The sequence below is a fragment of the Mesorhizobium subarcticum genome, from assembly GCF_055456085.1.
In genome coordinates, this window is sequence record NZ_CM144237.1 from 1,773,404 (window position 1) to 1,799,575 (window position 26,172).

Sequence of the window (26,172 nt, forward strand, 5' to 3'; positions counted from 1 at the left end):
TCTCCTCTCCCCCGATCAACGGGGTAGAGGAAGGACGCCAAGATGGCCTTGGGACGCGTCACATCGCGGTAAAGCCATTGTCCACGAACAGATGCGTGCCGTTGACGAAGCTGGACTCGTCGCTGGCGAGGTAAAGTGCCGCCTTCGCCACCTCCTCCGGCTCGCCAATTCGCCCCTGTTGCGCGGCAAGAGCCGCGTCGGAGACGTCGACGCCGAGCCTGCCGAGGTCGGCAACCTCTCGCAGGCCGTGCGGCGTCCTGATAAAGCCGGGGCAGACAGCGTTGCAGCGGATGTTGCGGTCGCGGAATTCGACGGCGATGGCGCGGGCGAACATGTGGCAGGCGCCCTTGGTGGTGTCGTAGAGCACTTCCATCGGGGTGGCCGCCACTGCCGAGATCGACGAGGTGCAGACGATCGAGCCGCCGCCGGCCGCGATCATGCCGGGCAGCACGGCGCGCGTCATCAGGAACATCGAGCGCACATTGACGGCATGCAGCCAGTCCCATTCCTGCACCGTCGTCTCCAGGAACGGCTTTATCACGATGGTGCCGGCATGGTTGAACAGCACCGTGGCCGGGCCGAGCTTGGCCGTCGCTCCCTTCACCGCCGCCTCGACCTGCGCCTCGTCGGACACGTCAGCCACCCAGTGTTCGGCTATGTGTCCCCGCGCTCGGATCGCTGCAGCCGTGGCCGCAGCCGCTTCGCCATTGCGGTCGATGATCGCCACCTTTGCGCCTTCGGACGCGAACAGTTCCGAGGCAGCCCCGCCCATGCCCGTCGCGCCGCCCGAGATGATGGCGATCTTGCCAGCCAGTCTTTCGCCCATTTTTTACTCCCGTCCCGTTTCAGTGGTTTTTTCTCTTCAAGGCTATCGCTTGCGCTCCGGATGGCCAAGCGAGCAACCGGCGACTGCGGATTCCCTGCCGATGGGCCTGAAACCACCGCAAGCCGGTGATCTGTCAGCCTTTTTGCGTCAGCTGAACAGCCCGGGACGGGTCGAATCCCGGTAAGAAATACCCTTTCTGTTCCGACGGAGAGAAATTCGTTCCAATAAATGCCAGAAAATAGCAATCGACAAAGTCTACAAGTTTTATAGATTAACGGGCGAGACGGAGGTCGATATGTCCTATATCCAGAACGCTCAGACTGACAGCAGCGGCCAGAGGCTGGCCAATGCTCAGACCTTTCGCCCCGCCTATGCCGGAGCGTTCGCCTATCTCGTCTTTGCCCTTGCGTTTGTGTTCACCGGGGCCGTTGTTCTGGGCCTTATTCCCTAAGGCACCGGATCGACAGGGGCCAGTTTCCCCGCTGTATCAGGCAATCGGAGTTGAATGAACCGGACCCCGGAGCGTTTGTGCGCGGCCGTGGTTTGAATTTCACCGCATCCATGATTCCAGAGATGGAGGAGATGACAATGCCGATCGAATTCACGCATGTCCCCTGCAAGACCGCCGCTGCCGCCATTCCCTTCTTCTACGATTTTGCCGAGACGGCGACCAAGCTTGGGCTGATCGAGGACGGCGGCTTCCAGAAGATCGTCGTAGACGATCCGGCCGGACTGCTAACCAACATGGATCTTGCCGCCCAGGTGCTGGATCGTACCTCATCGCTGGAGGTCGTGCTGACCCACTGGGCAGGCGTGGTCGAGCCGACGGTGGCGGCCCGCCAGCTGGCATCGATCGACACGAAAAGCGGCGGACGGCTGGCGCTCAGGATGATCAGCGAGCCGCTGAACGACGACGACGCCGAAACACGTCCGGTCGGGCACACGGTCATCTGGCAGCGCATCGACGAATATCTGGTGCTGCTCAAGCGGCTGTGGTCGAACGACCGGCCGTTCGACCATGAAGGCGCTTTCTACAGCATCAAGGGCGGCTATATCGAGCGCAAGGGTCCGCATGGCGCCGACCTCGTCATCCGCATGGGCGGACAGTCTGGAACGGCGCTGAAAGTGGCCGGCCGGCATGCCGACGTTTTCGAACTGGCGCCTGGCTCGATCGATGAGGTCCGGCAGTTGATGGAGCGTGCGCGCGGTGCCGCTGCCGAACATGGCCGGGCGGGCAAGCTGCGCTTCGCGCTTCCGGTCCGGATCCACCGGGGCGCTTCCGCCGCGGGCCACAAGGCGGTCGACCTGTCCGGGCCGCCGGCCCAGGTCGCGCTGTCGCTGCTTGCCTATGCCGGGCTCGGCATCGATGAATTCATGATCATCGGCGTCGACGCACCGCGCGAGATCGCGACAGTCGGCCGGGAAACGCTCGCCCTGCTGCGCAACTCGCCGTCGCGCCGCGAACATGATGCATTCCAGCCAGGCGCCTACGCGCCTCGTGGCGGGTTGGAGACGCGCGCCGCGGGCTGAGCCTGTCGATCTTCTGTCGTCTAACGCCTGTCGCCGAGCCGCGACAGGCCGTCTATCACCGCCGTAGAATCCGCCAGCGCGCCAAAAACACCGTCCTCGACCGTCACCATATGAAGCGCCGCCTCATGCGCCCTTTGGTCGCCGCTGGCACAGGCATCAGAGATCGTCAGGCACTGAAAATTGCGGTCGCAGGCCTCGCGCAGCGTGGTGTGGACGCAGACATCGGTCGTGCATCCGGAAAACATCAGATGCGTGATACCTCGCGCGCGCAGCACAAGTTCAAAATCCGTATAGGTGAAGGCGCTGTTGCAGGTCTTGTCGACAATGATGTCGTCGGGTGCGACGTCGATCTCCGGAACGATCTGGAATCCCGCGCCTGAGCGCAGCAGGATGTCGGTGCCGTCGAGACCGGAGCGCTTGCGGCGCCATTTCTCGTAAGGCGTCATGTCGGCCATGTCGGCGCGATAGCCTTGCCTCGTGTGGATGACGGTGACGCCGGCCTTGCGAGCGGCTGAGATCAGCCGGTCCACGGCGGGCAGGACCGCGCGCAGCGGCGTGGGGTCATATCCCTGTTTGGCGAAATAGCCTGTCGTCGACAGGAAATCCTGCTGCAGGTCGATGACGATGAGTGCCGTGTTTTCCGACACCAGCCTGCCGTCATAGGGATAGTCGAAAGGTGTTGCCTTGATCATCCGCGGTTCTCTCCTCGCCGATTGCGAGGCCCCATCGTGACTGGCGAAGGCGCGGTCGTCTACCGGGTGATGGCCTAAACGCGAAGTTGCCGAGCGCCGTGGCGCCTGCCGGCAGTTGTCGCGCCATTCGCTATGCGCCCGTCGCAATGATTTGTTGACTGTTGCAGTCATCTTCAATGTTGACTAGTAAAGTCATGTTTCATAGTCAACCGGGCATTGGCTTGCCAAACCCAGAAAGACTCTGGGCATGCGGGCGGCCGCACTGGAGAAAAGCCATGACCGTGGCTGGAATTGAAACCGAGACCGCTTTCCATATCGATGCGGTGCGCTTTGCCGTCGGCGAACGCACGCTGCTCGGCCCCGTCTCGCTCGAGCTGCAGCGTTCGCGCGTCTATGGGCTGATCGGTCACAACGGCTCGGGCAAGTCGACGCTGATCAAGCTTCTGGCCCGCCAGCAGCCGGCAAGTTCAGGGGCCATCACCTTCGCCAAACGGCCGCTGCCGCAATGGGGCGCACGCGAGCTTGCCCGCGCGCTCGCCTATCTGCCGCAGACGACGCCGGCGGCAACCGGCCTGACGGTGCGCGAATTGGCAACGCTCGGGCGCTATCCCTGGCATGGCGCGCTCGGCCGTTTCAGCGGCGAAGACCGACGGCATGTCGAGGAGGCGCTTATGCTGACCGACATGGAAGGTTTTGCCGACCGTCTGGTGGATGAATTGTCCGGCGGCGAGCGCCAGCGCGCCTGGCTCGCCATGCTGGTGGCGCAGAATGCCGGCGTCATGCTGCTCGACGAACCGATCTCGGCGCTCGATATCGCCCATCAGGTTGAGGTGCTGGGGCTGGTCAGGGAGCTCAGCCGCAAACGTGACCTGTGCGTCGTCGTCGTGCTGCACGATCCCAACATGGCGGCGCGCTATTGCGATGAGTTGATCGCGCTCAAAGAAGGCAAGCTGCTGACACGCGGCACACCGGGCGAAATCATGCGGGGCGACGTGCTCAAGGGCATTTTCGGCGTGGAGATGGCTGTGTTCGCGCACCCGGTCACCGGCCAACCAGTCGGCTATGTGCAATGACGATCGCGGCCGCGGAGGCGGCTGTGGGAACAAGGAAGAAGCTGTTGTCTAGACATGGTTTGTTGGCGGCGTTGGTCGCATCGGCGATCCTGGCGGGCGGCAGCGCGACCGCCCAGGAGCAACCGGCCGGCGCTGCCCCTGCGATCGCGGCCCGGGCCGCGCCCACTGCAGCCGCACCCGCTGCTCCAGCCGAATCAGCGCCCGCCACACCGGCGGCAGCCGCACCGGCCACGATGGCGCCGGCGCCGCCGGCCGGCCAGCCGGGCGCAGCAGTGCCGGCCGAGGCCGCCGGAAGAATGGAGCTGAACCTGCCGCACGATTTGTCGCCATGGGGCATGTTCATGGCCGCCGACATCATCGTGAAGGCGGTCATGATCGGACTGGCTTTCGCGTCGCTCGTCACCTGGACGATATGGCTGGCAAAATCGCTGGAGATTTTCGGCGGCAAGCTGCGCATCCGCCGCGCCGTCCGGGCGATCGGCGATGCCGCCACGCTGAAGCAGGCCAGCCGCGCGCTCGACCGCAGCGGCGGCCCCGGCGCGCTTCTGGTCAAGGCAGCGCAAGACGAGACCGCGCTTTCGGCCGGCGCGCTTGACCATGTGTCCGGCGACGGGTTGAAGGAACGGGTGAGCTCGCGCCTGTCGCGCATCGAGGCGGCGGCGTCGCGGCGCATGTCGCGCGGCACCGGCGTGCTGGCGACGATCGGTTCCACCGCGCCTTTCGTCGGCCTGTTCGGCACAGTCTGGGGCATCATGAACGCCTTCATCGGCATTTCGCAGGCGCAGACCACCAATCTCGCCGTGGTCGCGCCGGGCATCGCCGAAGCGCTGCTGGCCACCGCCATGGGCCTCGTCGCGGCAATTCCGGCGGTGGTGATCTACAATGTCTTTGCCCGCTCGATAGCCGGCTACCGGCAGATCCTCGCCGATGCCTCGGCCGGCGTCGAACGGCTGGTCAGCCGCGACCTCGATTTCCGCACGATAGCGCCGGCGACGGCGCTGGCGGCGGAGTAGCGGGAGCGACGCCATGGGAAGCAGAATCCGACAGACCATGGACGACGATCTCGAGGAGAGCCACGAGATCAACGTCACGCCCTTCATCGACGTCATCCTGGTGCTCCTGATCATCTTCATGGTCGCGGCACCGCTGGCAACGGTGGATGTCAATGTCGACTTGCCGGGCTCGACGGCGACACCCGCGCCGCGGCCGGAGACGCCGCTGTTCCTGACCTTGAAGGACGACCTTACGCTGGCGATCGGTAACGACACGGTGCCGCGCCCGGCCTTCGCCGCCACGCTGGACAGCAGGACAAAGGGCGACAAGCAGACGCGTATCTTCCTGCGTGCCGACAAAGCGGTCGCCTATGGCGACCTGATGGAGGCGATGAACCTTTTGCGTGGCGCCGGTTACCTGAAGATCGCGCTGGTCGGCCTGGAGGCGGCACCCGCGACGACGGGAACCGTGATGCCATGACGCAATCGGCCGGTTCTCCCACGGTAGAGCTGTCGCGCCTTCGCTGGCGCGATCTCGGTCTGTGGGTGGGGGCGGCCGCTTTGGTCCTCGGAGCGCATGTTGCGGTTGCTTATGCCGTGCAGAACTTCAGCATGGTGAATGAAGCGGATGGCGGCCCGCCACCAGCCCAGGTGATTGAGATGGCGCCGATGACGGTGATGCCGGCTGTGGAGGAACAGGTCGCGGCGCTGGATGCGGTGACGCCTGACCAGAGCGAGCCAACGCCAACACCGACGACGGAACCGACACCTGAGCAGGTCGAGAAGGCTGAACCGATTGTCGAACAGCCGGAAGCGGTTGCGCCCGACGAGACCGAGCCCACCCAGACCGAAATGGCCGAGCCGATCGATCAGCTACCGCTGGATGAGGTGACCCCGGACATTGTCGAGGCCGTCGCCCCCGATGTGGTCGTTCCGTTGCCTCAGCCGAAGCCGGTCGAGGTGCCGAAGGACAAGAAACCGGTTGAGGCCAAGGCTAAAAAGCCTGTCGACAAGCCTAAACCCAAGAAGGAAAAAGCGGCGCCGCCCAAAACGGTAGCCGCCGCCAGCGCCGATGCCAAGGCCGCGGCCAAGACAGCAGCGCCGAAATCGGCGGAAGCGACGGGGCGATCCGGCGACTCCAGCAAATGGGATTCAAGACTGCGCTCATGGATCAATCGACATACGCGCTATCCGAGTGCGGCGAGAGCCCAACGCGCCGAAGGCAGTGCATACGTAACGTTTACAGTCGACTCGTCCGGCCGGGTGCTGTCTGCCAGATTGACCCGTTCCTCCGGCAATGCGGACCTGGATCGCGCGGCACTTTCCGTGCTTCAGGGAGCTTCCGTTCCAGCACCCCCGCCTGAGCTTGGTGGGCGCCAAAGCCGCACGGCGCCGTTCGTCTTCAACTTGCGCGATTAGCGTGTCCTGAGGGCACCGAAACGGTAGTGCCATTGGCCCTCGCGCAGACAGTGACCGATCAGCGGCTCATCGACTGGCACAGCGCTTGGACCTGTTCCAGGTAGAAGCGGCATTTGGTGCGCAGCGTCCTGAGGTTCGGGTCTTCGGCGCCATTGATCTCGATGGTCTGCATCATGAAGTCGAAATGCGCGTGAAAGGCATCCGCCGCGCCCCACAGGCTGTCGGCCTGCCAGGTGTCGGCCATTGCCATCGAGACGAGCTGGCGGGCTTCGATGCGCGCGCTATCCGGTGATGCCGGACGGCGGGCGATCAAGGCTCGGAGCTGGCCGAAAATGCTGTCGCTGGCGTCGGCGCTGCTGATGGTTGCGATCATGTTCATCGGCGGGTCCCCCTCAAATCTGCGTGCATTAATGTCGATGTTGCGGGCTAGCGGCGATCAAGGTCGGAATCGCTGTCATATCGGATGGCTGGCCCCGGATGATGTTGGCGACCTCAGCGTCGGCCTGTTCGAACCAGTAGACCATTTCGGCATGACCGAGGTCGGCGGCGGCCTTGTTCAGGAGGGGGAGCAGGCTTTGCAGCGCACAGACTGTCTCCCACCGGTTCGGCCGCGAGCCGGCCGGCGCGCATAGGGCTGACGGTTGCATCCGCTACGCTCTCCTTGGCTGAGCGTGGCTTTCCTTTGCATTGGCCTTGGAATGCATCGGGTTGCCGCTGAGCTGCGCATGCCTCGCCGGCCGTGCGCCGCGCAGGACATCGAAGGCTTCGGCATAGGCCATGCCCAAGAGATAGGAGATCATGGGAAAACGGCTTGCTTCGGCCATCTGCACCAGCTCATTGCTCATCGATGCGATGTATTGAAGACTATCGATCTCTGACTGACGTAGGGTCTGATTTGGCACGGTCTGCTCCTGTCATCTGGTGGAACTCAGAGAAAGCGTACTGGATACAACAGACATAATAAGACGGCTAATTGATCGACTGACCCGCCGAATGCGGGCTTGGTTCCGAGGTCGAGAGGGTCAACGCATAGATCGGCGCGTCTGTGAGGCGGTCGAGGCCGAGAAGGCGGTTGATCGCCGAATGGCTGAGCGCCGCCGTGGGACAAGCCGACAAGCCATGCTTGGTCGCGGCCAACATCACGTTCTGGCCGATATGGCCAGCCTCGATCAGCACGACGCGGTAGGCGTTGGCATCCTCATATTTCCACATGGTGCGGTCGAGCCTGGCGCAAAGCAGGATCAGGCAAGGCATGGCATCCGCCCATTCCTGGCCGCCGACAAGTTCGGAGATCTTCGGCAGATGGTTGGCCTGGATCCTGCCGAGATCATGATCGACGGCGGAATAGTGGTAGACGCCGGGCTCCAGACCCTCGACACCAAGTGCTACCACATAGGCTTCATAGGGGTTCCGGGCGCCGCCCGAAGGGGTCATGCCCAGCGGCAGGGCGCCGACGCAGTTGCTGGTCTCACCGGTAATGCCCATGCCCGCGAACAGACAGTCGGAGAGCTGCTGCGCGGTGATGGTGGGGGCGGCCGCGGTGCGGTTGGTGCGGCGCCGCGCCATCAAGGTCAGGAGTTCGTTGTCGTCGAGTGCATTCGGCAGCCGGATGGCGCCCGTGGCGTTCTTGAGCAGGAGGTCGGGTTGCGCGACGTGACCGGCGCGTTCGATCTGGCGTGACTCCGCCTGTTCGATGGTCATGAACTCTGAGTCCTGGACGCAGAAATGCATCAGCGCGGTCGGGATGCCCCAACCCCATTGCCCGGAGAACTGTGTCTCCCGTTCGGCCAGCGGCGAGCCGGCGGTGACCAGCGCGGAAAAATCCAGCAATTGCGGCACGACGGCATCCAGCTCGGCCTTCGACCATCCATGGGCGCGCGCGATCTGTGCGGCGGAGGCCCAGTCATCCCAGGATGCCAGAAGACCAATCACCTCCGGGCTGCATTCGAAGACGCTTCTGGTCAGGAAATTGCACGCCGTGACCTTGTTGGTCCCGGGGTAGAAGACAAGCGTTTTTGAAGAGCGCATTTTCATGATGCTGAATGCCGTTTTGCAAGAGCGAGGCGCCGACAAGGCGATAGCCTGTCGGCGCGGAGCGGCTTCAGCGCTTGTTGTAGTGCATGCCCTGCGAGAAGAAGACGGTCTGCGTACCCGCGGCGACCGTCAGCTTCGGGGCATTGGTTACTTTCTTGGCCATTTTCGTCCCTTTCCCGACCCCGCAATGGGATCTGTTGAAAGATCCCCACAGCGGGATCCGCGAGAAGAAAGGTAAGTTCGAAAGAGTTAATGGTCTGTTAAAATTGTAGTAAAGCCAACGTGATCTAAAATATCTTTCTTGACCATAAAGTCTAAAAAATCGATTTTGCTCAGATATGGAGTAGGCAATCGAAAGCATACGCTTTTTCGGGATATTCTTATTCTTATTTAGCGTAAGCGAGCGGCTGCCGGATGACGCGCAAAGGCACCCTCCGGCTTTGGGGGACATAGCGGATGGAAACGAGGACTGAAGCGCGTCGCCGCATTCGTTGCGACGCGACGAGCGCTTTAGCCCAGCCAGTCCCGGGCAAGGCTGGCGACGAGTTGATCGATGCCCGGGTCGTCAAGCCTGACGACATGCGCCATGCGGATCGCATGCCTGGGCCGGATATTGGACATATCCTGGCGCATGATGACCGATACGAATGCCGGCCCGGCCTCGGTCAGAAGCATTGCCTTGCCTATCAGCACCGGTTCGGAGATGGGAGCCCATTGCACCGAGATCAGCGATGGTTCACCGGTCTGGCGGCGGTTGACGCCACTGAAATAGATCCAGTTCAGGCGCGAGATCGCCACGCCATAGTGGTTGCCGCGCGCCCGCGCCCATGTCGAGCCACGCCGCTCCGACCATCCGGTGACCCGGCGGAATGTGACCAGTTCAGCCTCGCGACGCACGAACGTCACTGACCGCATCAAGAGATCGGGACGAGCCGGGATCGAAAAGTAGGTGAAATAGGTGCCGCCCGCGATCGAAGGGGCGGGTGGGCGGATCATCTGGTTGAACAGGCTTTCCGAAATCGGCGGCAGACCGGGAGCCCTGGGCTCGGGAGCGCCAGGGTCCCGGTAGAGTTCCGCTTCGTCGATGCGGAAGTAGTCGCAAATCAGCTTCGCAGTCGCCTTGTTCGGAACGGTCTGGCCCTGCAGGTAGCGTTCGAACTGCGTACGGTTGATACCCAACTCACGGCATACCGCGCTAACGGAAGCATGGTCCTTGCAGAGCCGTCGGAGATTTGCGGCGAGGTTCTCGCGAATGGACACGGCGTTGCTTTCGCAGGCGAATTCTTCATTTCGACTCAAGAATCCATATAGCGCCTTCGGTCGCCCCCGCCGAAACGCCTTGTCACAACACACAGAAAAACTGATTTGAGAGCCCCAGTCTAATGGGACAGCTTCCAAAAAAAATAGCGTCAATCCGGCAACGGCCATCGCCATAAGTCCAATTGACAATTGCCGTGCATCGGAATCGTGCGAAATCACATATGGCCTTTTTTTGGGGTATCGGCGCCGCGTCGCATCGGGCTGTATCGGACGGTGCCCGAGCCTTGGCGGTCAGTCAAAAAGTGGAAAACCGATTATCCCGCTGGTGGAGCTGAGGAGGATCGAACTCCTGACCTCGTCATTGCGAACGACGCGCTCTCCCAGCTGAGCTACAGCCCCGTCCAACGGATGGCGCATTTATGGGGCGCGGCGGATTTCTGTCAAGGCGGCGTTTTGCCGAAATCCTTGTTGCCTGGCGCGGTGGCTGCCGGCCCTTGCCGGTTTGGCGCGCAATGGCTACATGTCGGCAACAATCGGAGACCGGCATGCTCGCCCTCATTCAAACCATCGTCATGGCGCTTGACCTCTACTGGTGGATCATCATCGCCTCGGCGATCTTTTCCTGGCTCTACGCCTTCAACGTCGTGAACTCGCGTAACCAGTTCGTCGGCAGCATCGGCAACATGCTCTACAGGCTGACCGAACCGGCGCTGCGGCCGATCCGCCGCTTCATGCCGGATCTTGGCGGCGTCGACATCTCGCCGATCATCCTGCTCTTGCTCCTGTTCTTCATCAGGCAGTTCATTCTCACCACGGTAGCGCCGCTGGTGCTGTGAGCCCGACGGTCGCATGAGCACGCCGTTTCGCATCCGCGAGAACGGCATCGACCTGTTTGTGCGGCTGACAACAAAATCTTCCGTGGACAGGTTCGAAGGTGTCGAAATATCGGCGGACGGGCGAAGCCATTTGAAGGCGCGGGTCCGCGCCGTGCCGGAAAACGGCGCCGCCAATCAAGCGTTGCAGAAACTGGTCGCCAAGGCACTGGGAGTGCCGGCATCGTCCGTCTCGGTCGTCGCCGGCGGCACCGCACGGCTCAAGACGTTGCGTATATTGGGTGATCCCGAGATGCTGGCGCGGGACGTCGAAGCGCTCAGCGGCCAGTCTTCCGGCTGAAGTTCAATCGCCTAACGGCAGGCGGGGATCGTCGACCTTCAGCGTGTTCACGCTCTGCTTGATGCGGCGCAAATTCTCCAGCACCTTGGGGCCACGCGCCTCGGCAACCGATGTCACGATCATGTCGACGATCGCCAGCAGCGCATAGCGCGACGATGTAGGCTTGTAGATGTTGCCGTCCTCAAGCGGCTGCAGGTGGATGACCGTGTCAGCGGCCTTTGCCAGCGCTGAATCGGGTGCAGTGACGGCGATCGTGGTGGCGCCATATTGCTGGGCGACCTGCACAGCCTCTATGACCGAGCGCGCATAGCCGGATACCGAAAAGGCGACCAGCGTGGTGTCTGGCGTGGCAACGGCGGCATACATGCGCTGCAACTGGCCATCGATCTGCGCCAGCACCGGCAGGCCGAGCCGGAAAAGCCGGTTCTGCATTTCGGTCGCCATCATCGAGGAGATGCCGCCGGAGCCGATGCACAGCACATTGCCCGACGTCGCCAGCCGCTCGGCGACAGCGACCAGCGTCGTCATGTCGAGGTTCTCGCTGGCGCGCTGGATGGCTGAGATCGCGGCTTCGGTGATGGCCGAGGCGATGCGCTGCTCGCGGGCGTCGCGGCTCAGCGGCTCGGGCGAGAGATACTGGCCGCCGATGGCGATGGCCTGCGCCAGGTAGAACTTGAAATCGCGCAGGCCCTCGCAGCCGAGATTGCGGCAGAAGCGAGTGACCGTCGGTTCGCTGACCCCGACGCGCGCGGCAATCTCGGAGATTGCCGCCTTGGAGGCGAAGTCGAGGTCGGACAGAACGAGGCTGGCCAGCCGGCGGTCCGATTTGGTGCCGTCCTGCGACATCAGCTGCAGCCGCGTGATGATGTCGGCCGGCGTCTTCATGCCCGTGTTTTCGTCTTCATGTTGCTCGCTTCGTCTTCATGCCATCGCCTTCGCAGGGGTAGGCCTTATAGCGGCAGGCCCGTCGCTTTGTCGAACAGATGGATGTTGCGGGGATCGACCGAGACCGGCAGCAGGTCGCCCGGCCTGACCGGCACCCGGTCGCGAAACACGGCGCGCACCGTGTCGGCGCCGATGGCGCCATAAACATGGGTCTCGGAACCCGTAGGCTCGACCACATCCACCTTGAGCGCCATGGCATCGGCCGCTTCGCCGATGATGAAGTGCTCGGGCCGGATGCCCGCTTCCACCGCGCTGCCCGCCGACGCCGTCTTGCCGGCAAGCGCAAGCCGCCCGCCGCCGGCCGACTCGAACCAGACCTTGTCAGGCGTGGTCTTGAGGGCTCCGGACACAAAACTCATCGATGGCGAGCCGAGGAAGCCGGCGACGAACTTGTTGGCCGGCCGGTCATAGAGCTCCAGCGGCGCTCCGACCTGCTGGATCCTGCCGCGATCCATGACGACAATGCGGTCGGCCATGGTCATGGCCTCGATCTGGTCGTGGGTGACGTAGACGATTGTCGATTTCAGCCGCTGGTGCAGCGCCTTGATCTCGGTGCGCATCTGGACGCGCAACTGTGCGTCGAGATTGGACAGCGGTTCATCGAACAGGAACACCGACGGCTCGCGTACGATGGCGCGGCCCATGGCGACGCGCTGGCGCTGGCCGCCCGACAACTGTCGAGGATAACGGTCGAGATAGGAGAACAGGTTGAGGACGCCGGATGCCTTCTTGACCTTCTGGTCGATGGCCGCGCGGTTCTCGCCACGGATCTTTGGGCCAAAACCGATATTGTCGGATGCCTTCAAATGCGGAAACAGCGCATAGGACTGGAAGACCATGGCGATGTTGCGCTGCTGCGGCGGCAGGTCGTTGGCGCGCATGCCGCCAATCAGGAGATCGCCAGAGGTGATCGTCTCCAGGCCCGCCAGCATGCGCAGCAAGGTCGACTTGCCGCAGCCGGACGGGCCGACCAGCACCACGAACTCGCCGCTCTTGATGTCGAGGCTGATGTTTTCCAGGATCTTGTGCTGCCCGAACGATTTCGACAGGTCGCGGAACTCGACGTCGGTCATGGTTACGCTCCCAAAATGTCGTCGATGAAGGGCAGGCAGCCGGCGGTCAGCCCGGCGTCCACGGGCATCACCACGCCTGTTATGCCCGATGCGCGATCCGATGCAAGGAAAGCCACCGCTTCCGCCACTTCCGCGGCATTGACGATGCGGCCGAGCGGATAGAGCCGCTGCAGCTTGCCAAGGATTTCAGGGTCCTTGGCAAGGCGATGGTCCCAGGCGGCGGTGCGGATCGATCCGGGGCAGACGACATTGGCGCGCACGCCGCTGCGGCCTAGTTCGACGGCGATCGATTTGGCATAGGCGTTGATGCCGGCCTTGGCCGCGGCGTAGGCGGGATTGCCGAAATGCGCGATGGCGTTGACGGAGGAGATGAAGACGACGCTGCCTGAACCGCGTGCGGCCATCGCCTTAACCAGTGGGTCGGCGAAAGTCATCACCCCGGTCAGATTGAGGTCGAGCTCGTGCTCTATTCTGTCGGCGTCGAGCGCGGCAAGCGTCTCGGCACGTGTCCAGCCGGCATTGTTGATCAGGATGTCGGGCACGCCGTCCCGGTCGAGGACAGCGGCGATCCCTGCCTCGATGGACGCCCGGTCGAGAAGGTTGAAGGCATGGCGCGAAGCAAGCTGCGGGCTTGCCAGCGCCTCCTCCGGCTGGTCGCAGCCGACCACGCGGGCGCCCCTCTCGGCCAGCAGCGCGACAATGGCCGAGCCAAGGCCGCCGCCGGCGCCGGTGACAACGGCAGTCCTGCCTTCGAATTCGGCTCTCGAAACCACAGGGATGCTCCTCCAGCATGTCAGGCGGATGCCGGCAGGGTATCGAACGGAATGTAATTAAGCAACACGATAATCTGCTTGCATGCGGCCAATTCATCGATAATGTAGGAAAGTCACATAAATCTTGTGTCAGTTACCGACACAAGGGGCGCATATGCGCGGACCAAAAATGGGAGAGATCAGATGAACCTTGCCAAATGGACTGTCGGCCTGATGGCCGGAATGAGCATGCTGGCCTTCGCGGCGCAGGCGGAAGCGGGTGAAGTGCGCGTCACCGTCGCCGAATACAGCGCCAAGACCGGCCCGTATTTCGAAGCGGTCAAGAAGGAATTCGAGGCCGCCAATCCGGGCATCACCGTCAAGTTCGAAGTCGTGCCGTGGGATGTGCTGCTGCAGAAGCTGACCACCGACATCACCGCCGGCACCAATGCGGACCTGTCGATCATCGGCACACGCTGGCTGATCGACTTCGTGCAGCAGGATGTCGCCGAGCCGCTCGACGGCTATATCACGCCCGAATTCAAAGGCCGCTTCATCGAGACCTTCCTGTCGCCATCGATCATGGGCGGCAAGACCTACGGCTTGCCGATCGCGGCTTCGGCGCGCGCCATGTATTACAACAAGGACCTGTTCGAGAAGGCCGGCATCGCCAAGCCACCGGCGACCTGGACCGAGTTGCAGGACGATGCGCGCAAGATCAAGGCGCTGGGTTCCGGCACCTTCGGGTTCGGCCTGCAGGGCAAGGAGATCGAGACCGACGTCTATTACTACTACGCCATGTGGTCGCAGGGCACCGAGATCCTCAACAAGGATGGTACGTCGGGCCTCGGCACGCCGGGCGCGCTCGAAGCCGCCAAACTCTATAAGTCGATGATCGACGAAGGGCTGACCGAACCTGGCGTCACCTCCAACAACCGCGAGGACGTGCAGAATCTGTTCAAGCAGGGCAAGGTCGGCATGATGATCACCGCGCCTTTCCTGTCCAACCAGATCAAGGATGAGGCACCGACCCTGAAATACGGCGTCGCCGCCATCCCGGCCGGTCCGACAGGCGCGCGCGGCACCTATGGCGTCACCGATTCCATGATCATGTTCAAGAACTCCAAGAACAAGGACGAGGCCTGGAAGCTGATGGACTTCCTGTTCACCAAGGAGCAGCGCGCCAAGTTCACGCAAGGCGAAGGCTTCCTGCCGGTGAACAAGGAAGAGGCCAAGATGGATTACTACGTCAACAATGCGGATCTGGCCGCCTTCACAGCGCTGCTGCCCGACGCCCGCTTCGCGCCGGTCATTCCGGGCTGGGAAGAAGTCGCCCAGATCACGTCGGATGCGATGCAGAAGATCTATCTCGGCGGCGACCCCGAGGCAGGCCTGAAGGACGCGGCGGCCAAGGCCAATGCAGTGCTGAAGAAGTAGCTCAACAAATAGGGCGTATCTCCCTGCGCCCGTGGCGCGCCCCAGACTCAGGCGGGGCGCGCCACTCCCTTGGTTTCCCGCCTGGTGCGGCGGATCCGAAATTCGCATGGAAACTTCTGATCCACGCGCCGAGGCAGGCCAGCCGATGCAAAATCGTTTCTTGCCCTATCTCCTGACCTTGCCCAGCCTGTTCCTGGCGGCAGTGGTCATCTTCTGGCCGGTCTGGGACCTGATCCAGATCGCGACGCATGACGTCAACCGCTTTGGCCAGCTGCGCGAGTTCAGCGGCCTTGCCAATTTCGCGGCACTTGCCGCCGATCCTGACTTCGTGGCGGCACTCTGGCGCACCGGCCTTTGGACCGTGCTGGTGGTCGGCGGCGCGCTGCTGCTGTCGGTGCCGGTGGCGATGATCCTCAACACCGATTTCTATGGCCGCGGCATTGCCCGTGTCATCATCATGCTGCCCTGGGCGGTGTCGCTGACCATGACGGCCGTGGTCTGGCGCTGGGCGCTGAGCGGCGAAAGCGGCATGCTGAATTCGGCGCTGCTTGGCCTCGGCATCATCGACCACAACATCCAGTGGCTGGCGCAGGCCAGCACCGCCTTCCCGATGCAGGTGCTGATCGGCATATTGGTGACGGTGCCGTTCACCACGACGATCTTCCTCGGCGGCCTGTCGTCGATCCCGGACGATCTCTATGAGGCGGCGGCGCTCGAAGGGGCGACGCCGCTGCAGCAGTTCCGCGAGATCACCTTTCCGCTCTTAAAACCGTTCATCAACATCGCCATCGTGCTCAACACCATCTACGTCTTCAACTCGTTCCCGATCATCTGGGTGATGACACAGGGCGGGCCGGCCAACTCGACCGACATCCTGGTCACCCACCTCTACAAGCTCGCCTTCCGCATCGGCAAACTGGGCGAGGCCTCGGCGGTGTCGCTGGTGATGTTCGCCATATTGCTGGTCTTCACCATGATCTATGTGCGGTTGGCAATGCGGGAGCAGCGCGCATGACGCCTAAGCTGAAACGCACCATTGTCGCCTGGCTGCTGCTGGCGCCGCTGATCGTGGTGACGATCTTTCCCTTCGCCGTGATGTTCCTCACGGCGGTCAAGCCAAGGCAGGAAGTGCTGTCGCCGACATGGTGGCCGAGCGAGTTCCGCTGGTCAAACTTTTCCGACATGTGGGTGGCGACCGGTTTCGGCCGGGCGCTGGCTAATTCGCTCTATGTCTCGGTCATCGCCACTGTCGGCGCGATCCTCATCTCCGTTCCCGCCGCCTACGCCATGTCGCGCTTTCGCTTTGCCGGCTACGGTGCCTTCCGCCAGTTCCTGCTGATCTCGCAGATGATCTCGCCGATCGTGCTGGTGCTCGGCCTGTTCCGGCTGATGGCCGCCTGGGGGCTGGTGGAATCGACCACGGCGCTGGGCTTCATCTACATGGCCTTCAACGTCGCCTTCACCGTGTGGATGCTGCAGAGCTATTTCGACACCATTCCGCGCGATCTCGAGGAAGCTGCCTGGATGGAAGGCGCCGGCCGCTGGCTGACATTGCGCAAGGTGTTCCTGCCGCTCTGCCTGCCGGCGATCGCGGTGACCGCGATCTTCACCTTCATCAACGCCTGGAACGAGTTCGTCGTGGCGCTGACCATGCTGCGTAGCCAGGAAAGCTACACGCTGCCTATCCAGGTCTTTTCTCTCGTCGCCGGCCGCTACACGATCGAATGGCACCACGTCATGGCGGCGACGCTGCTGGCGACGCTGCCGGTGGCGATCCTGTTCATCTGGCTGCAGCGCTACCTCGTGCGCGGGCTGGCGCTCGGGGCGGTCAAATAGCAATTCCAGGAAAACTGTGCATGCGCATCTTCACCGCCTCGCTGGCGACGGAAACCAACACCTTCTCGCCGGTGCCGACCGACCGGGCCTCGTTCGAGATGGCGTTCTATGCCGCGCCGGGCAGGCATCCGGAGACACCGACGCTGTGTTCCTCGCCGATCGTCGCCTTGCGCCGGCGCGCGGCGAAGGAGGGGTTGACCGTGATCGAAGGCACCGCGACATGGGCGGAGCCCGGCGGTCTGGTGCAGCGGCAGACCTATGAGGCGCTGCGCGACGAGATCCTCGACCAGTTGAGGGCAGCACTCCCGGTCGATGCGGTCATCCTCGGCCTGCACGGCGCCATGGTGGCGCAGGGCTATGACGATTGCGAAGGCGATCTGCTGGAAAATGTGCGGGCAATCGTCGGGCCTGGAGTGGTGATCGCTTCCGAGTTCGATCCGCACAGCCATCTGACGCCCAAGCGCGTGGCGGCATGCGATATCATGGCCTATTTCCTCGAATTCCCGCACACCGATTTCTATGAGCGCGGCGAGCATGTCGTCGAGCTTGGGCTTGCGGCGGCGCGCGGCGAGATCAAGCCTGTGATTTCAACCTTCGACTGCCGCATGATCCAGGTGCTGCCGACCAGCCGTGAGCCGATGCGCTCCTTCGTCGACCGCATCAAGGCGCTGCACGGCAAGGACGGCGTGTTGTCGGTCTCGGTCATCCACGGCTTCATGGCGGCCGATGTGCCAGAAATGGGCACGCGCATCCTCGTCGTCACCGACAACAACAAGGCCAAGGGCGATGCACTGGCGGAGCGGCTGGGACGCGAGCTTTACGCGCTGCGCGAAAAGGCGGCGATGACGATGCTGAACACCGATGACGGCATCGACCGGGCGCTGACCGTTCACGCTGACAATCCGGGCAAGCCGGTGGTCATCGCCGACATCTGGGACAATCCCGGCGGCGGCGTCCCCGGTGACGGCACTTTCGTGCTGCGCCAGATGCTGGCGCGGGGCCTGGACAGGTTCGGTGTTGCGACGATCTGGGATCCGATCGCCGTGACCTTCTGCCTGGCGGCCGGCGAAGGCGCCGTCATCGACCTGCGCTTCGGCGGCAAGGCCGGCCCGCAGGCCGGCGAGCCGATCGACGCGCGCGTGCGTGTGCTGAACGCCGTCGCTGAGGGATGGCAGAGCTTCGGGCCGAGCCGAGTGACGCTTGGGCCGACCGCGCTGGTCCGCATCGAGGGCACCGAGGTCGACATCATCCTCAACACCAACCGCACCCAGACCTTCGAGCCGGATATTTTTTCCAACATCGGCGTCGATCCGCTGGCCAAGGATATCTTGCTGATCAAGTCGACCAATCATTTCTACGCCGGCTTCGAGCCGATCGCAGCCGAGATCATCTATGTCTCGGCGCCGAGTTCCTATCCGAGCAATCCGGCTGTGACCGATTACAGGAAGCTGACGCGGCCGGTGTGGCCGCGGGTGGCGGATCCTTGGAAGGGTGCCGAGGGCGGCTAATCAGACCAGCCCCCGCTTCACCATCATCGCTTCCGGCGACGGCATCTTGCCGCGGAATGCCGTGTAGAGATCTTCAGGGTCCTTCGAGCCGCCGGCGGCGTAGATGTTATTCCGCAGCCGCTCGGCCAGCGCCGGATTGAAGGGATCGCCGGTCTCCTCGAAGGCGGCGAAGGCGTCGGCGTCGAGCACTTCCGACCACATGTAGGAATAGTAGCCGGCCGAGTAGCCGTCGCCCGAAAAGACGTGGCCGAAATGCGGTGTGCGGTGACGCATCGCGATGGTGTCGGGCATGTCGAGCTTTGCCAACGTTTCGGCTTCGAAACGAAGCGGCTCTGCCGGGGCGTCGGGCCGAGCGTGATAGGCCATGTCCATCAAGGCGGAGGACGTGAATTCGACGGTGGCGAAGCCGGCGCCGAACGTGCGCGTGGCCAGCATCTTGTCGAGCAGCGCCTTCGGCATCGGCTTGCCGGTCTTGACGTGCAGTGCGTGCTTCTCGAGCACCGCCGGCACCGTCAGCCAATGCTCGTAGAGCTGCGAGGGCAGTTCGACGAAATCGCGGCTCACTGCAGTGCCGGCGACCGACGGCCAGGTGACATCGGTCAGCATGCCATGCAGCGCGTGGCCAAATTCATGGAACAGCGTTTTCGCCTCATCGACCGACAGCAGTGCTGGCTCACCTGCCGGCGGCTTGGCGAAATTCATGACGTTGTAGATCACCGGCTTCGAGCCATGGCCGAGCTTGTAGCCGGACTTCAGCGCGCTCATCCAGGCGCCGGAACGCTTCGAGGGCCGCGCGAAGTAATCGGCAAGGAACAGGCCGCGCTCGCTGCCGTCGGCGTTTTTCACCACGAAGACACGCGCGTCGGGGTGCCAGGCGGCAATGCCTTTCTTCTCCTCGAAGGTGATGCCGAACAATCTGGTCGCCACGTCGAAGCAGGCGTCGATGATGCGGTCGAGCTGCAGGTAGGGTTTCAGCTCGGCCTCATCGAAAGCGAATTTTTCGGCGCGCAACTTCTCCTGGTAGAAGCGCCAGTCCCAGGCGGCGAATTTCTCGTTGCTGCCGGCTTCCGCCGCCAGGCGCTCCAATTCCTTTTGGTCGGCGGCGGCCTTCTCCAGCGCCTTTTCCCAGACGGGATCGAGCAGCGCATGCACCGCCTTTGGCGTCTTGGCCATGGTGTCGTCGAGCTTCAGCGCGGCAAAGGAGGCGTAGCCGAGCAGATTTGCCTTTTCGGCTCGCAGCTTCAGCATGTCGCGCACCACGGACGTGTTGTCGGTGGCGCCGCCATTCTGGCCGCGCATGGTGAAGGCGCGGAAGGCGATCTCGCGCAGGTCGCGGCGTTCAGAGAAGGTCGTGAACGGCTCATAGATCGAGCGCGACAGGGTGACGGCGTAGCGGCCCTTCTGGCCACGCATCTCGGCGGCCTCGGCCATCGAACTCCTGACGAAATCCGGCAGGCCGGCAAGGTCTGATACGTCGAGGAACAGCGCCCAGTCGCGCTCGTCGGCCAGCACGTTCTGGCCGAATGTCGTGCCGAGCGAGGACAGCTCCTCGCTGATCTTGGCCAGCCGCTTCTTGCCCTCGGCATCGAGCTTGGCACCGGAGCGGACAAAACCTTTCCAGGTCTTTTCCAGCACCCGCAGGGTCTCGGCGTCGAGGCCGAGGCTCTCGCGGCGTTGATAGAGGTCGTCGATGCGGGCAAACAGTCTCTCGTTCATCGAGATTGCCGAGAAATGCCTCGACATTTTTGGCGAGATGTCGCGCTCCAGCGCCTGGATCGCGTCGTTGGTGTAAGCACCGGCACGGCACCAGAAGATCGACGACACATGATCGAGCGCCTCGCCGCCAAGCTCCAGCGCTTCAAGCGTGTTCTCGATGGTCGGCGCGTCCGCGTTGGTGGCGATCGCGTCGATCTCGGCCTCATGCGCGTTCAGCGCAGCGTCGAAGACCGCGGAAAAATCGCCGTCGCCGATATGGGCAAAATCGGGCAGGCCGAGCGGCCCTTGCCACGCGGTCAGCGGATGGGCGGCGAGGTCGACGGCTTTTGTGGAGGGCATGGAGGTCTTTCGCTGGCATTAAGGAGGAGGGGGTGTCACCGATGTAGGACGCGGTTCGCAGGCTCGCAATATGGCAGTCGGCCGATCCGCTTCAGAAGCCCTCGCAGTTTTCCGCGATAGCCGCTTGCGAGCTGGCGGTGATTCGGTTGTCGGCCACCGCGAAGGTTTCCTGCATCAGCACGTCATTGTCGGGGAAGTCGTAGCAGGCGATCACCGTGGTGACGCCGCCCTCGCTCTTCTCGATCCGGTGGCGGATCGCGGCACCGGCAACAGCACCTTTCCATTCGTCGAGCGAGGTGATGAACTCCTGCTTGCTCTGGACGATGCCGAGGTCATCGAGTTTGATGCGCACATCATCGGCAAGCAGGTCGGCAAGTTCGGTGCGGTCGGCGACCAGCAGCGCCGAGTACCAGCGGCTGATGATGGCGCCGTCATCGGCGCGGGCGGCGATGATCGCTATGAGCAGTGCGGCCGCCGTGAAAACGACCGAGCGGACGTTCATCACCTGGCGCACTGCTATGTTCATTCCAGCACCGGCCGCTCGAAATCGCCAGTCTCCTTGTTCATTGCCCAGAGTTCGCCGGTCGAAATGTCAAACCAGGCCCCGTGCAGCGACAGTCGACCCTTGCCCTCTAGGATCGAGACACAGGGAAAGGTCCTGAGGTTGGCGATGGAATAGCGGATCGAGATGCGCTCAAGGGCTGTCTGGCGCTCCGTTGCCGTCATGAAGGTGCTGGAGGAGACGGTTTCGGCCGCCGGCGCGATCAGGCTCATCCACTTGCCGATGAAATCGCCGGGGGACAGCGGCGCGGAATTCGGGTCGAGCGCGGCGCGGATGCCGCCGCAGCGGCCGTGGCCCATGACGACGATGTTCTTGACCTTGAGGCTCTGCACCGCGAATTCGAGCGCGGCCGAGGTCGAATGGAACTCGCCATCCGGCTCGTAGGGCGGCACCAGATTGCCGACATTGCGCAACACGAAGAGTTCGCCCGGCCCGGCGTCGAAGATCGCTTCGGGGGCCGAGCGCGAATCGCAACAGGCAACGATCATGGTTTCCGGGGCCTGCCCCTCCCGGGCGAGCTCGCGATAGCGGCCGCTCTCGGTGAGGTAGCGGCCATTCATGAAATTGCGGTAGCCGGCGAGGAGGTGGTCGGGAAGATGAGGCATGGGCGGCTTTCCAGGTTGGAGGCGGCAGCTCTTTGCGGTTCAAGAAAGGCTCTAACGGCAAAAGCGCGTCACGAGCAATGCAGAATTGTGGGGGCTCGCCATAAATGCCACGCTCGAACGCATGACGCCCGCCGACACTGTCATGCCCAGATGGCGACCGGTATGCCAAAACCGTCAGCGAGTGGCGGGTCCGGAAACGGCTTGGCCTTGCCGCTGGCGATGCGGCCGGCGATCAGCATCATGACGGCCGCATCGAGGAAATCATCGGCGGCCGCACCGCGCGGCGGCGGCTGGTCGAGGAAGTCCATGGCATAGCCGTGCCGGCACAGCAGCGCCTTGCGCTCCGCCATGCCGGCCGGATTGACGCCTCCCTTGATCTTCTTCGGCAATTGCATGGCCTGGTCGCCGTTCAGGCGGCAGAAGGCGACCTCCGGATGCGATTCGAAGACCCGGCCGCGCAGATCACGCCGCGCGATCAGCAATGTGTCGATCTCGCGGATTTTCGCAAAGATGCCAAAGGCCTGGATGGAAACGCCGCGCGGCGGATCGGATGTGCTCCTGGCCACCTCGCTTGCTTTGCGATGCGCCGCGTACCAGGCTTCGATTGTGGTGAAGTCCTGCGTATCGGCATAGAGCGCGGCGCGGGACGGGATCGAAAAGACGCTGGATTGGCGTGCGCCAAGCAGCGGCCGCACCAGTGCCTCCGGTCCGCGCCCGCCTTTGCTCGAAAATTCCGGCAGGCCGATCGGCATGTCGACGGCGATGACTGCATCATCGGGAATTGCCGCGAGCAGTGCAGCGAAGCTGGCGAAGACCTCGATGGTCGGCGAAGCGCCAGGCGCGCGCCTCACAGCAATCCAGCCGGCCTTGCAGCCATCGGCGCCGACCAGCACGACCCCGGCCGAAGTCACGCCCGGCGGTCCCGCCCCGGATGCGTGAGGTGGCGCAGCTGCACCATGGCCATCGGGTGCGACAGGCTCTGCGCATCAGTTTCGAGCTGCAACTCGTCGCCGCCGCGTTTTGCAGTGCGCGCCAGGATCTCGTAGACCGCCGCCGTGGTCGACTGCAGCGCCTTGATCGGCGGCTGGCCGGAGAGGATGCGCGCCAGATAGACGGCGGCCGTGAGATCACCCAGGCCGTTCGGCGGCTTGTCGATCAGGCGGTGTTCGGCGAGCAGCGCCTGGGTGCCGTCGAGCAGCAGATTGCCGGTGCCGCCTGAAATCATCGACTGTGCCGAGGTGACCAGCATGGTCGATGGTCCGGCATGGAGTGCCGCCGAGATCACCGATTTCAGGTCCGGCAAGGGGACGCCGGCCATCCATTCCAGCTCGAAACGGTTGGGGGTGGCGATGTCGGCAATCGGCATCAGCCGGTCGCGCATGGCGGCGGCGGTGGGCTCGGGCACATAGAGACCGCCGGAGTCACCCATCACCGGATCGCAGATATAGACGGCGTCCGGCGTCCTCGCCTTGACGGCGGCAACCAGCGAGGCGACGGCCTCGGCCTGGCCGGCCTCGCCGAGATAGCCCGACAGTACGGCGCCGACCTCGCCCAGCCATGGCGCACGCTCCAGATCGGCCATCAGCGCCTTGAACTGGTCGAGCGGCGGCACGATGCGTGTCGCCCGCCCGTGGCCGGGATGCCATGGCAGCGTGACCGTGGGCACGGCCCAGACCGGAAAGCCCAGCGTTTCCAGCGCAAACACGGCGGCACGGTTGCCGACCGAACCGCGCACGACATGGCTGGAAATGACGATGACCGCACGCGGCGCGTCGGTTTGCTCGGCGCTCATTGTTCTTTGATTCCTAACTGCCCCGGATGACGTAAAGCACGAGCCAGACCATCAGGCCCAGCGTCAGAAGCAGGCCGATTGTTCGGCCAATGCGGGTGCCCCAGATTTCGATCGGATCGTCGCGGTCGGCATCGGCCGCGGCGACGTGGTCGCGCACGCCTTTCGTGGTCCGCGCCACAAACGAGGTACCGGACGGATCCGTTTCGCGCGCGACGCGCTCGAGGATACGGCGCGATTCCCTGTCGCTGTCCTGGCGTTCCGCCATGATGATGTCCCGTTTTGATCGGACCTTATCGCTTTCGCGCGGCCAATCACAGGGCCTTGCGAGGCGCGGGGCGTTCCGGGCCGGCCGTTGCTGCCCGTGGCGGTTTTCTTGCGCGCCGATTGTGGTAATGCTTCGCATGCAACTTCTGCCGAGGGACCCCATCATGCTTGCCCAGCGCCTTGCTCGACCATCGACATTCCGCACGCTGCCCGCCTTCCTGATGATGGCAATCGTGTTGCCGCTGCTTGCCGGCTGCGGCTACAACACGATCCCGACGGCGGAGGAAAACGCCAAGGCGGCATGGAGCGAGGTGCTGAACCAGTACCAGCGCCGCGCCGACCTCATTCCCAACCTGGTCGAGACGGTCAAAGGCTATGCCGCGCATGAAAAGGACACGCTCGACGCGGTGGTCGAGGCGCGCGCCAAGGCGACGCAGATCACGGTGACGCCGGAAACGCTGAAGGATCCCGAAGCCCTCAAGAAGTTCCAGGACGCCCAGGCCGGGCTGACCAGCGCGCTGTCGCGGCTGATCGCGGTGTCAGAGGCCTACCCCGATCTCAAGGCCAACCAGAATTTCCTGGCGCTGCAGGCGCAGCTCGAGGGCACCGAGAACCGCATCGCGGTGGCGCGGCGCGACTACATCCAGGCGGTCAGGGACTACAATCTGACGCTGAAGACCTTCCCGTCGGTACTGTGGGCGACCTTCTGGTTCCGCAGCAACGAGCCCTACGCCAATTTCACCGTCGACGAAGACAAGATGCAGCCGCCGAAGGTCGATTTCGGTACGAAGCAGGGCGGTTGAACCGGGAAATCGGCTGAGCGTCTCTTTACCACAAGACGGACCGCTGGCGTGCAAACACCCCCCTCTGTCCTGCCGGACATCTCCCCCTCAAGGGGGGAGATCGGTCGTGGTCCAAGCTTTCGCCAATTTTCAACCTCTCAAAATAAGAGCCGGCAGCGACGCCGCCAATCTCCCCCTTTGAGGGGGAGATGTCCGGCAGGACAGAGAGGGGGGCCTCGCGTTTACCTCACTCTTCTTGGCCTTCTTGCCTGCATCCTTTTCCTGCCCCTAACCGCCTTCGCCGCCGATCTTCCGGCGCTCACCGGCCGGGTCGTCGATAATGCCGGCATTATCGACGCCGCGACCGAGGCGGCGCTGACGCAAAAGCTTGCCGACTTCGAGACAAAGGGTTCCGACCAGATCGTCGTCGCCACCATTCCCAGCCTCGACGGCGAGGAGATCGAACCCTACGCCACCCGGCTGTTCAATCTATGGAAACTCGGCCAGGCCAAGGAGAACAACGGCGTGCTGTTGCTGGTGGTGCTGAACGATCGCAAGATGCGCATCGAGGTCGGCTATGGGCTGGAAGGCACGCTCACCAATCTGCAGAGCAAGCGGATCATCGAAAACGACATGGTGCAGGCCTTCCGTGCCGGCGATTTCTCCGGCGGCATTTCCAAAGCCGTTGATGAGATTATCCTGGTGCTGGAAGGCGGCGGGTGAAGACATGACAGCTTACGTCTCCTCCCGGCACAGCCGTTTCGTGACTCTGACAGCCGCTGCCTTGGTGGCCATGGCGGTCTTGCTCGTCGGCTTCACGGCCCTCGCCGCGGACCTGCCGGCGCTCACGGGCCGTGTTGTCGACAATGCCGGCATCATCGATGCCGGGACCAAGGCAGCGCTGACGCAAAAACTCGCCGACTTCGAGACCAAGGGCTCGGACCAGATCGTCGTCGCCACCATCCCCAGCCTCGACGGCGAGGAGATCGAACCCTATGCCAACCGGCTGTTCCGCTTCTGGAAACTCGGCCAGGCCAAGGAGAACAACGGCGTGTTGCTGCTGGTCGTGCCGAACGATCACAAGATGCGCATCGAGGTCGGCTACGGGCTGGAAGGCACGCTGACCGATCTTCACACCAAGCTGATCATCGAAAACGACATGGTGCCGGCCTTCCGCGCCGGTGATTTCTCCGGCGGCATCTCCAAGGCCGTCGACGACATGGTCATGGTGCTGGAAGGCAACCCGGAAGAGCTGATAGCGCGCGGCGAGCGCAATCAGCAGCCGCCGGTCAACACTGACAATCTGTTCTTCGGCGTCTTCATCGGCATCTGGGTCATTATCTTCTTCGGCAGCATTGCGATCAGCGTGCTCTGGCCGAAGTTCGGCCGCAAGATCGGTCCCGGGCGCTACATCTGGCTTGGTACGACGTTCCAGGCCGGCGGCGGGTCGTCCCGATCAGGGAGTTCCGGCGGCGGTTGGTCATCGGGTGGCGGCGGTGGTGGCTTTTCCGGTGGTGGCGGTTCGTCCGGCGGCGGCGGCTCTTCGGGCAGTTGGTGACTTG

General features: G+C 63.4%; 30 protein-coding genes, 1 tRNA gene and 1 pseudogene. 15 read left to right on the forward strand and 17 right to left on the reverse strand.

The features are described 5' to 3' along the window. Positions 1 to 58: 58 nt before the first annotated feature. A complete protein-coding gene (locus ACZYHG_RS08575; protein ID WP_464613416.1) occupies positions 59 to 826 on the reverse strand; it encodes an SDR family NAD(P)-dependent oxidoreductase in 768 nt (255 codons plus the stop codon). A 295-nt stretch (positions 827 to 1,121) separates the two neighbouring features. On the opposite strand from ACZYHG_RS08575, the gene ACZYHG_RS08580 reads away from it, so the two are divergent. Continuing rightward, positions 1,122 to 1,277 carry a hypothetical protein gene (locus ACZYHG_RS08580; protein WP_010912229.1) on the forward strand — a complete coding sequence of 52 codons (156 nt, stop codon included), beginning with the start codon at positions 1,122 to 1,124 and terminating at the stop codon, positions 1,275 to 1,277. A 137-nt stretch (positions 1,278 to 1,414) separates the two neighbouring features. Next, on the forward strand, positions 1,415 to 2,356 hold the full coding sequence (locus tag ACZYHG_RS08585) for an LLM class flavin-dependent oxidoreductase (protein ID WP_464613417.1): 942 nt from the start codon (positions 1,415 to 1,417) through the stop codon (positions 2,354 to 2,356). 20 nt (positions 2,357 to 2,376) lie between these two features. Here the strand turns inward: ACZYHG_RS08585 and ACZYHG_RS08590 are convergent, their stop codons facing one another. Next, entirely contained in the window at positions 2,377 to 3,048 is a 672-nt protein-coding gene (locus tag ACZYHG_RS08590; protein WP_464613418.1) for a cysteine hydrolase family protein, read from the reverse strand. Positions 3,049 to 3,323: 275 nt separating this feature from the next. On the opposite strand from ACZYHG_RS08590, the gene ACZYHG_RS08595 reads away from it, so the two are divergent. The 4 genes from ACZYHG_RS08595 to ACZYHG_RS08610 are packed head-to-tail and all read left to right on the forward strand — an operon-like array spanning position 3,324 to position 6,532. Continuing rightward, a complete protein-coding gene (locus tag ACZYHG_RS08595) occupies positions 3,324 to 4,121 on the forward strand; it encodes an ATP-binding cassette domain-containing protein (protein ID WP_464613419.1) in 798 nt (265 codons plus the stop codon). A gap of 44 nt (positions 4,122 to 4,165) precedes the next feature. After that, the gene (exbB, locus tag ACZYHG_RS08600; protein ID WP_464613420.1) at positions 4,166 to 5,134 is read left to right on the forward strand and encodes a tonB-system energizer ExbB; all 969 of its coding nucleotides are present in this window, start codon (positions 4,166 to 4,168) and stop codon (positions 5,132 to 5,134) included. A 13-nt stretch (positions 5,135 to 5,147) separates the two neighbouring features. Further along, on the forward strand, positions 5,148 to 5,594 hold the full coding sequence (gene exbD, locus ACZYHG_RS08605; protein ID WP_464613421.1) for a TonB system transport protein ExbD: 447 nt from the start codon (positions 5,148 to 5,150) through the stop codon (positions 5,592 to 5,594). Beyond that, the gene (locus ACZYHG_RS08610) at positions 5,591 to 6,532 is read left to right on the forward strand and encodes a TonB family protein (protein WP_464613422.1); all 942 of its coding nucleotides are present in this window, start codon (positions 5,591 to 5,593) and stop codon (positions 6,530 to 6,532) included. Before exbD ends, ACZYHG_RS08610 begins: the two co-directional genes overlap by 4 nt. A 58-nt stretch (positions 6,533 to 6,590) precedes the next feature. Here the strand turns inward: ACZYHG_RS08610 and ACZYHG_RS08615 are convergent, their stop codons facing one another. The 6 genes from ACZYHG_RS08615 to ACZYHG_RS08640 all read right to left on the reverse strand — a co-directional run bounded on the left by ACZYHG_RS08615 (position 6,591) and on the right by ACZYHG_RS08640 (position 10,225). After that, entirely contained in the window at positions 6,591 to 6,911 is a 321-nt protein-coding gene (locus tag ACZYHG_RS08615) for a hypothetical protein (protein ID WP_464613423.1), read from the reverse strand. A gap of 28 nt (positions 6,912 to 6,939) precedes the next feature. Then, a complete protein-coding gene (locus ACZYHG_RS08620) occupies positions 6,940 to 7,179 on the reverse strand; it encodes a hypothetical protein (protein WP_464613424.1) in 240 nt (79 codons plus the stop codon). 3 nt (positions 7,180 to 7,182) lie between these two features. Beyond that, positions 7,183 to 7,434 (reverse strand): hypothetical protein, encoded by a 252-nt coding sequence (locus ACZYHG_RS08625; RefSeq protein WP_464613425.1) that lies wholly within the window; start codon positions 7,432 to 7,434, stop codon positions 7,183 to 7,185. A 67-nt stretch (positions 7,435 to 7,501) separates the two neighbouring features. Continuing rightward, positions 7,502 to 8,560, reverse strand: a complete 1,059-nt coding sequence (locus tag ACZYHG_RS08630) for a SagB/ThcOx family dehydrogenase (protein WP_464613426.1) — start codon at positions 8,558 to 8,560, stop codon at positions 7,502 to 7,504. Between the two features lie 516 nt (positions 8,561 to 9,076). Next, positions 9,077 to 9,826: a helix-turn-helix domain-containing protein gene (locus tag ACZYHG_RS08635; protein WP_464613427.1), complete on the reverse strand. Its 750-nt coding sequence runs from the start codon at positions 9,824 to 9,826 to the stop codon at positions 9,077 to 9,079. A 323-nt stretch (positions 9,827 to 10,149) separates the two neighbouring features. Further along, positions 10,150 to 10,225: transfer RNA gene (locus tag ACZYHG_RS08640), tRNA-Ala, on the reverse strand. Between the two features lie 146 nt (positions 10,226 to 10,371). Here ACZYHG_RS08640 and ACZYHG_RS08645 point away from each other — a divergent pair. Next, the gene (locus tag ACZYHG_RS08645) at positions 10,372 to 10,662 is read left to right on the forward strand and encodes a YggT family protein (protein WP_464613428.1); all 291 of its coding nucleotides are present in this window, start codon (positions 10,372 to 10,374) and stop codon (positions 10,660 to 10,662) included. Positions 10,663 to 10,675: 13 nt separating this feature from the next. After that, positions 10,676 to 10,999, forward strand: a complete 324-nt coding sequence (locus ACZYHG_RS08650; protein WP_464613429.1) for a DUF167 family protein — start codon at positions 10,676 to 10,678, stop codon at positions 10,997 to 10,999. 3 nt (positions 11,000 to 11,002) lie between these two features. Here ACZYHG_RS08650 and ACZYHG_RS08655 read toward each other — a convergent pair whose 3' ends face one another. The 3 genes from ACZYHG_RS08655 to ACZYHG_RS08665 form a co-directional block, all read right to left on the reverse strand. Then, on the reverse strand, positions 11,003 to 11,884 hold the full coding sequence (locus ACZYHG_RS08655) for a MurR/RpiR family transcriptional regulator (RefSeq protein ID WP_027031783.1): 882 nt from the start codon (positions 11,882 to 11,884) through the stop codon (positions 11,003 to 11,005). Between the two features lie 65 nt (positions 11,885 to 11,949). Continuing rightward, a complete protein-coding gene (locus tag ACZYHG_RS08660) occupies positions 11,950 to 13,017 on the reverse strand; it encodes an ABC transporter ATP-binding protein (protein ID WP_464613430.1) in 1,068 nt (355 codons plus the stop codon). 2 nt (positions 13,018 to 13,019) lie between these two features. Further along, positions 13,020 to 13,790: an SDR family oxidoreductase gene (locus tag ACZYHG_RS08665; protein ID WP_464613431.1), complete on the reverse strand. Its 771-nt coding sequence runs from the start codon at positions 13,788 to 13,790 to the stop codon at positions 13,020 to 13,022. Positions 13,791 to 13,973: 183 nt separating this feature from the next. Here ACZYHG_RS08665 and ACZYHG_RS08670 point away from each other — a divergent pair, with 183 nt between their 5' ends. From ACZYHG_RS08670 to ACZYHG_RS08685, 4 genes are all read left to right on the forward strand, one after another. Continuing rightward, positions 13,974 to 15,206, forward strand: coding sequence for an ABC transporter substrate-binding protein (locus ACZYHG_RS08670; protein ID WP_464613432.1), 1,233 nt, complete (start codon positions 13,974 to 13,976; stop codon positions 15,204 to 15,206). Between the two features lie 145 nt (positions 15,207 to 15,351). Next, positions 15,352 to 16,221 carry a carbohydrate ABC transporter permease gene (locus tag ACZYHG_RS08675; RefSeq protein WP_464613433.1) on the forward strand — a complete coding sequence of 290 codons (870 nt, stop codon included), beginning with the start codon at positions 15,352 to 15,354 and terminating at the stop codon, positions 16,219 to 16,221. Beyond that, on the forward strand, positions 16,218 to 17,042 hold the full coding sequence (locus ACZYHG_RS08680; RefSeq protein ID WP_464613434.1) for a carbohydrate ABC transporter permease: 825 nt from the start codon (positions 16,218 to 16,220) through the stop codon (positions 17,040 to 17,042). The genes ACZYHG_RS08675 and ACZYHG_RS08680 overlap by 4 nt, the downstream gene beginning before the upstream one ends. Before the next feature lie 20 nt (positions 17,043 to 17,062). Then, positions 17,063 to 18,550 (forward strand): M81 family metallopeptidase, encoded by a 1,488-nt coding sequence (locus ACZYHG_RS08685; protein WP_464613435.1) that lies wholly within the window; start codon positions 17,063 to 17,065, stop codon positions 18,548 to 18,550. Here ACZYHG_RS08685 and ACZYHG_RS08690 read toward each other — a convergent pair whose 3' ends face one another. The 6 genes from ACZYHG_RS08690 to ACZYHG_RS08715 form a co-directional block, all read right to left on the reverse strand. Continuing rightward, entirely contained in the window at positions 18,551 to 20,605 is a 2,055-nt protein-coding gene (locus ACZYHG_RS08690; protein WP_464613436.1) for a M3 family metallopeptidase, read from the reverse strand. Positions 20,606 to 20,696: 91 nt separating this feature from the next. Next, positions 20,697 to 21,131: a nuclear transport factor 2 family protein gene (locus ACZYHG_RS08695; RefSeq protein WP_464613437.1), complete on the reverse strand. Its 435-nt coding sequence runs from the start codon at positions 21,129 to 21,131 to the stop codon at positions 20,697 to 20,699. Continuing rightward, positions 21,128 to 21,772 carry a carbonic anhydrase gene (locus tag ACZYHG_RS08700; protein WP_464613438.1) on the reverse strand — a complete coding sequence of 215 codons (645 nt, stop codon included), beginning with the start codon at positions 21,770 to 21,772 and terminating at the stop codon, positions 21,128 to 21,130. The genes ACZYHG_RS08695 and ACZYHG_RS08700 overlap by 4 nt, the downstream gene beginning before the upstream one ends. Before the next feature lie 140 nt (positions 21,773 to 21,912). Further along, a complete protein-coding gene (locus ACZYHG_RS08705; RefSeq protein WP_464613439.1) occupies positions 21,913 to 22,683 on the reverse strand; it encodes a DUF429 domain-containing protein in 771 nt (256 codons plus the stop codon). Next, positions 22,680 to 23,564 carry a pyridoxal kinase PdxY gene (pdxY, locus tag ACZYHG_RS08710; RefSeq protein ID WP_027031772.1) on the reverse strand — a complete coding sequence of 295 codons (885 nt, stop codon included), beginning with the start codon at positions 23,562 to 23,564 and terminating at the stop codon, positions 22,680 to 22,682. Before pdxY ends, ACZYHG_RS08705 begins: the two co-directional genes overlap by 4 nt. Before the next feature lie 13 nt (positions 23,565 to 23,577). Then, positions 23,578 to 23,829 (reverse strand): hypothetical protein, encoded by a 252-nt coding sequence (locus ACZYHG_RS08715; protein ID WP_464613440.1) that lies wholly within the window; start codon positions 23,827 to 23,829, stop codon positions 23,578 to 23,580. Positions 23,830 to 23,992: 163 nt separating this feature from the next. Here ACZYHG_RS08715 and ACZYHG_RS08720 point away from each other — a divergent pair, with 163 nt between their 5' ends. The 3 genes and pseudogenes from ACZYHG_RS08720 to ACZYHG_RS08730 all read left to right on the forward strand — a co-directional run bounded on the left by ACZYHG_RS08720 (position 23,993) and on the right by ACZYHG_RS08730 (position 26,168). After that, a complete protein-coding gene (locus ACZYHG_RS08720; RefSeq protein ID WP_027031770.1) occupies positions 23,993 to 24,631 on the forward strand; it encodes a LemA family protein in 639 nt (212 codons plus the stop codon). A 177-nt stretch (positions 24,632 to 24,808) separates the two neighbouring features. Beyond that, positions 24,809 to 25,324: pseudogene (locus ACZYHG_RS08725) on the forward strand (TPM domain-containing protein); the annotation flags it as partial. Positions 25,325 to 25,403: 79 nt separating this feature from the next. Beyond that, positions 25,404 to 26,168, forward strand: a complete 765-nt coding sequence (locus ACZYHG_RS08730) for a TPM domain-containing protein (protein ID WP_464613441.1) — start codon at positions 25,404 to 25,406, stop codon at positions 26,166 to 26,168. Positions 26,169 to 26,172 lie beyond the last annotated feature (4 nt).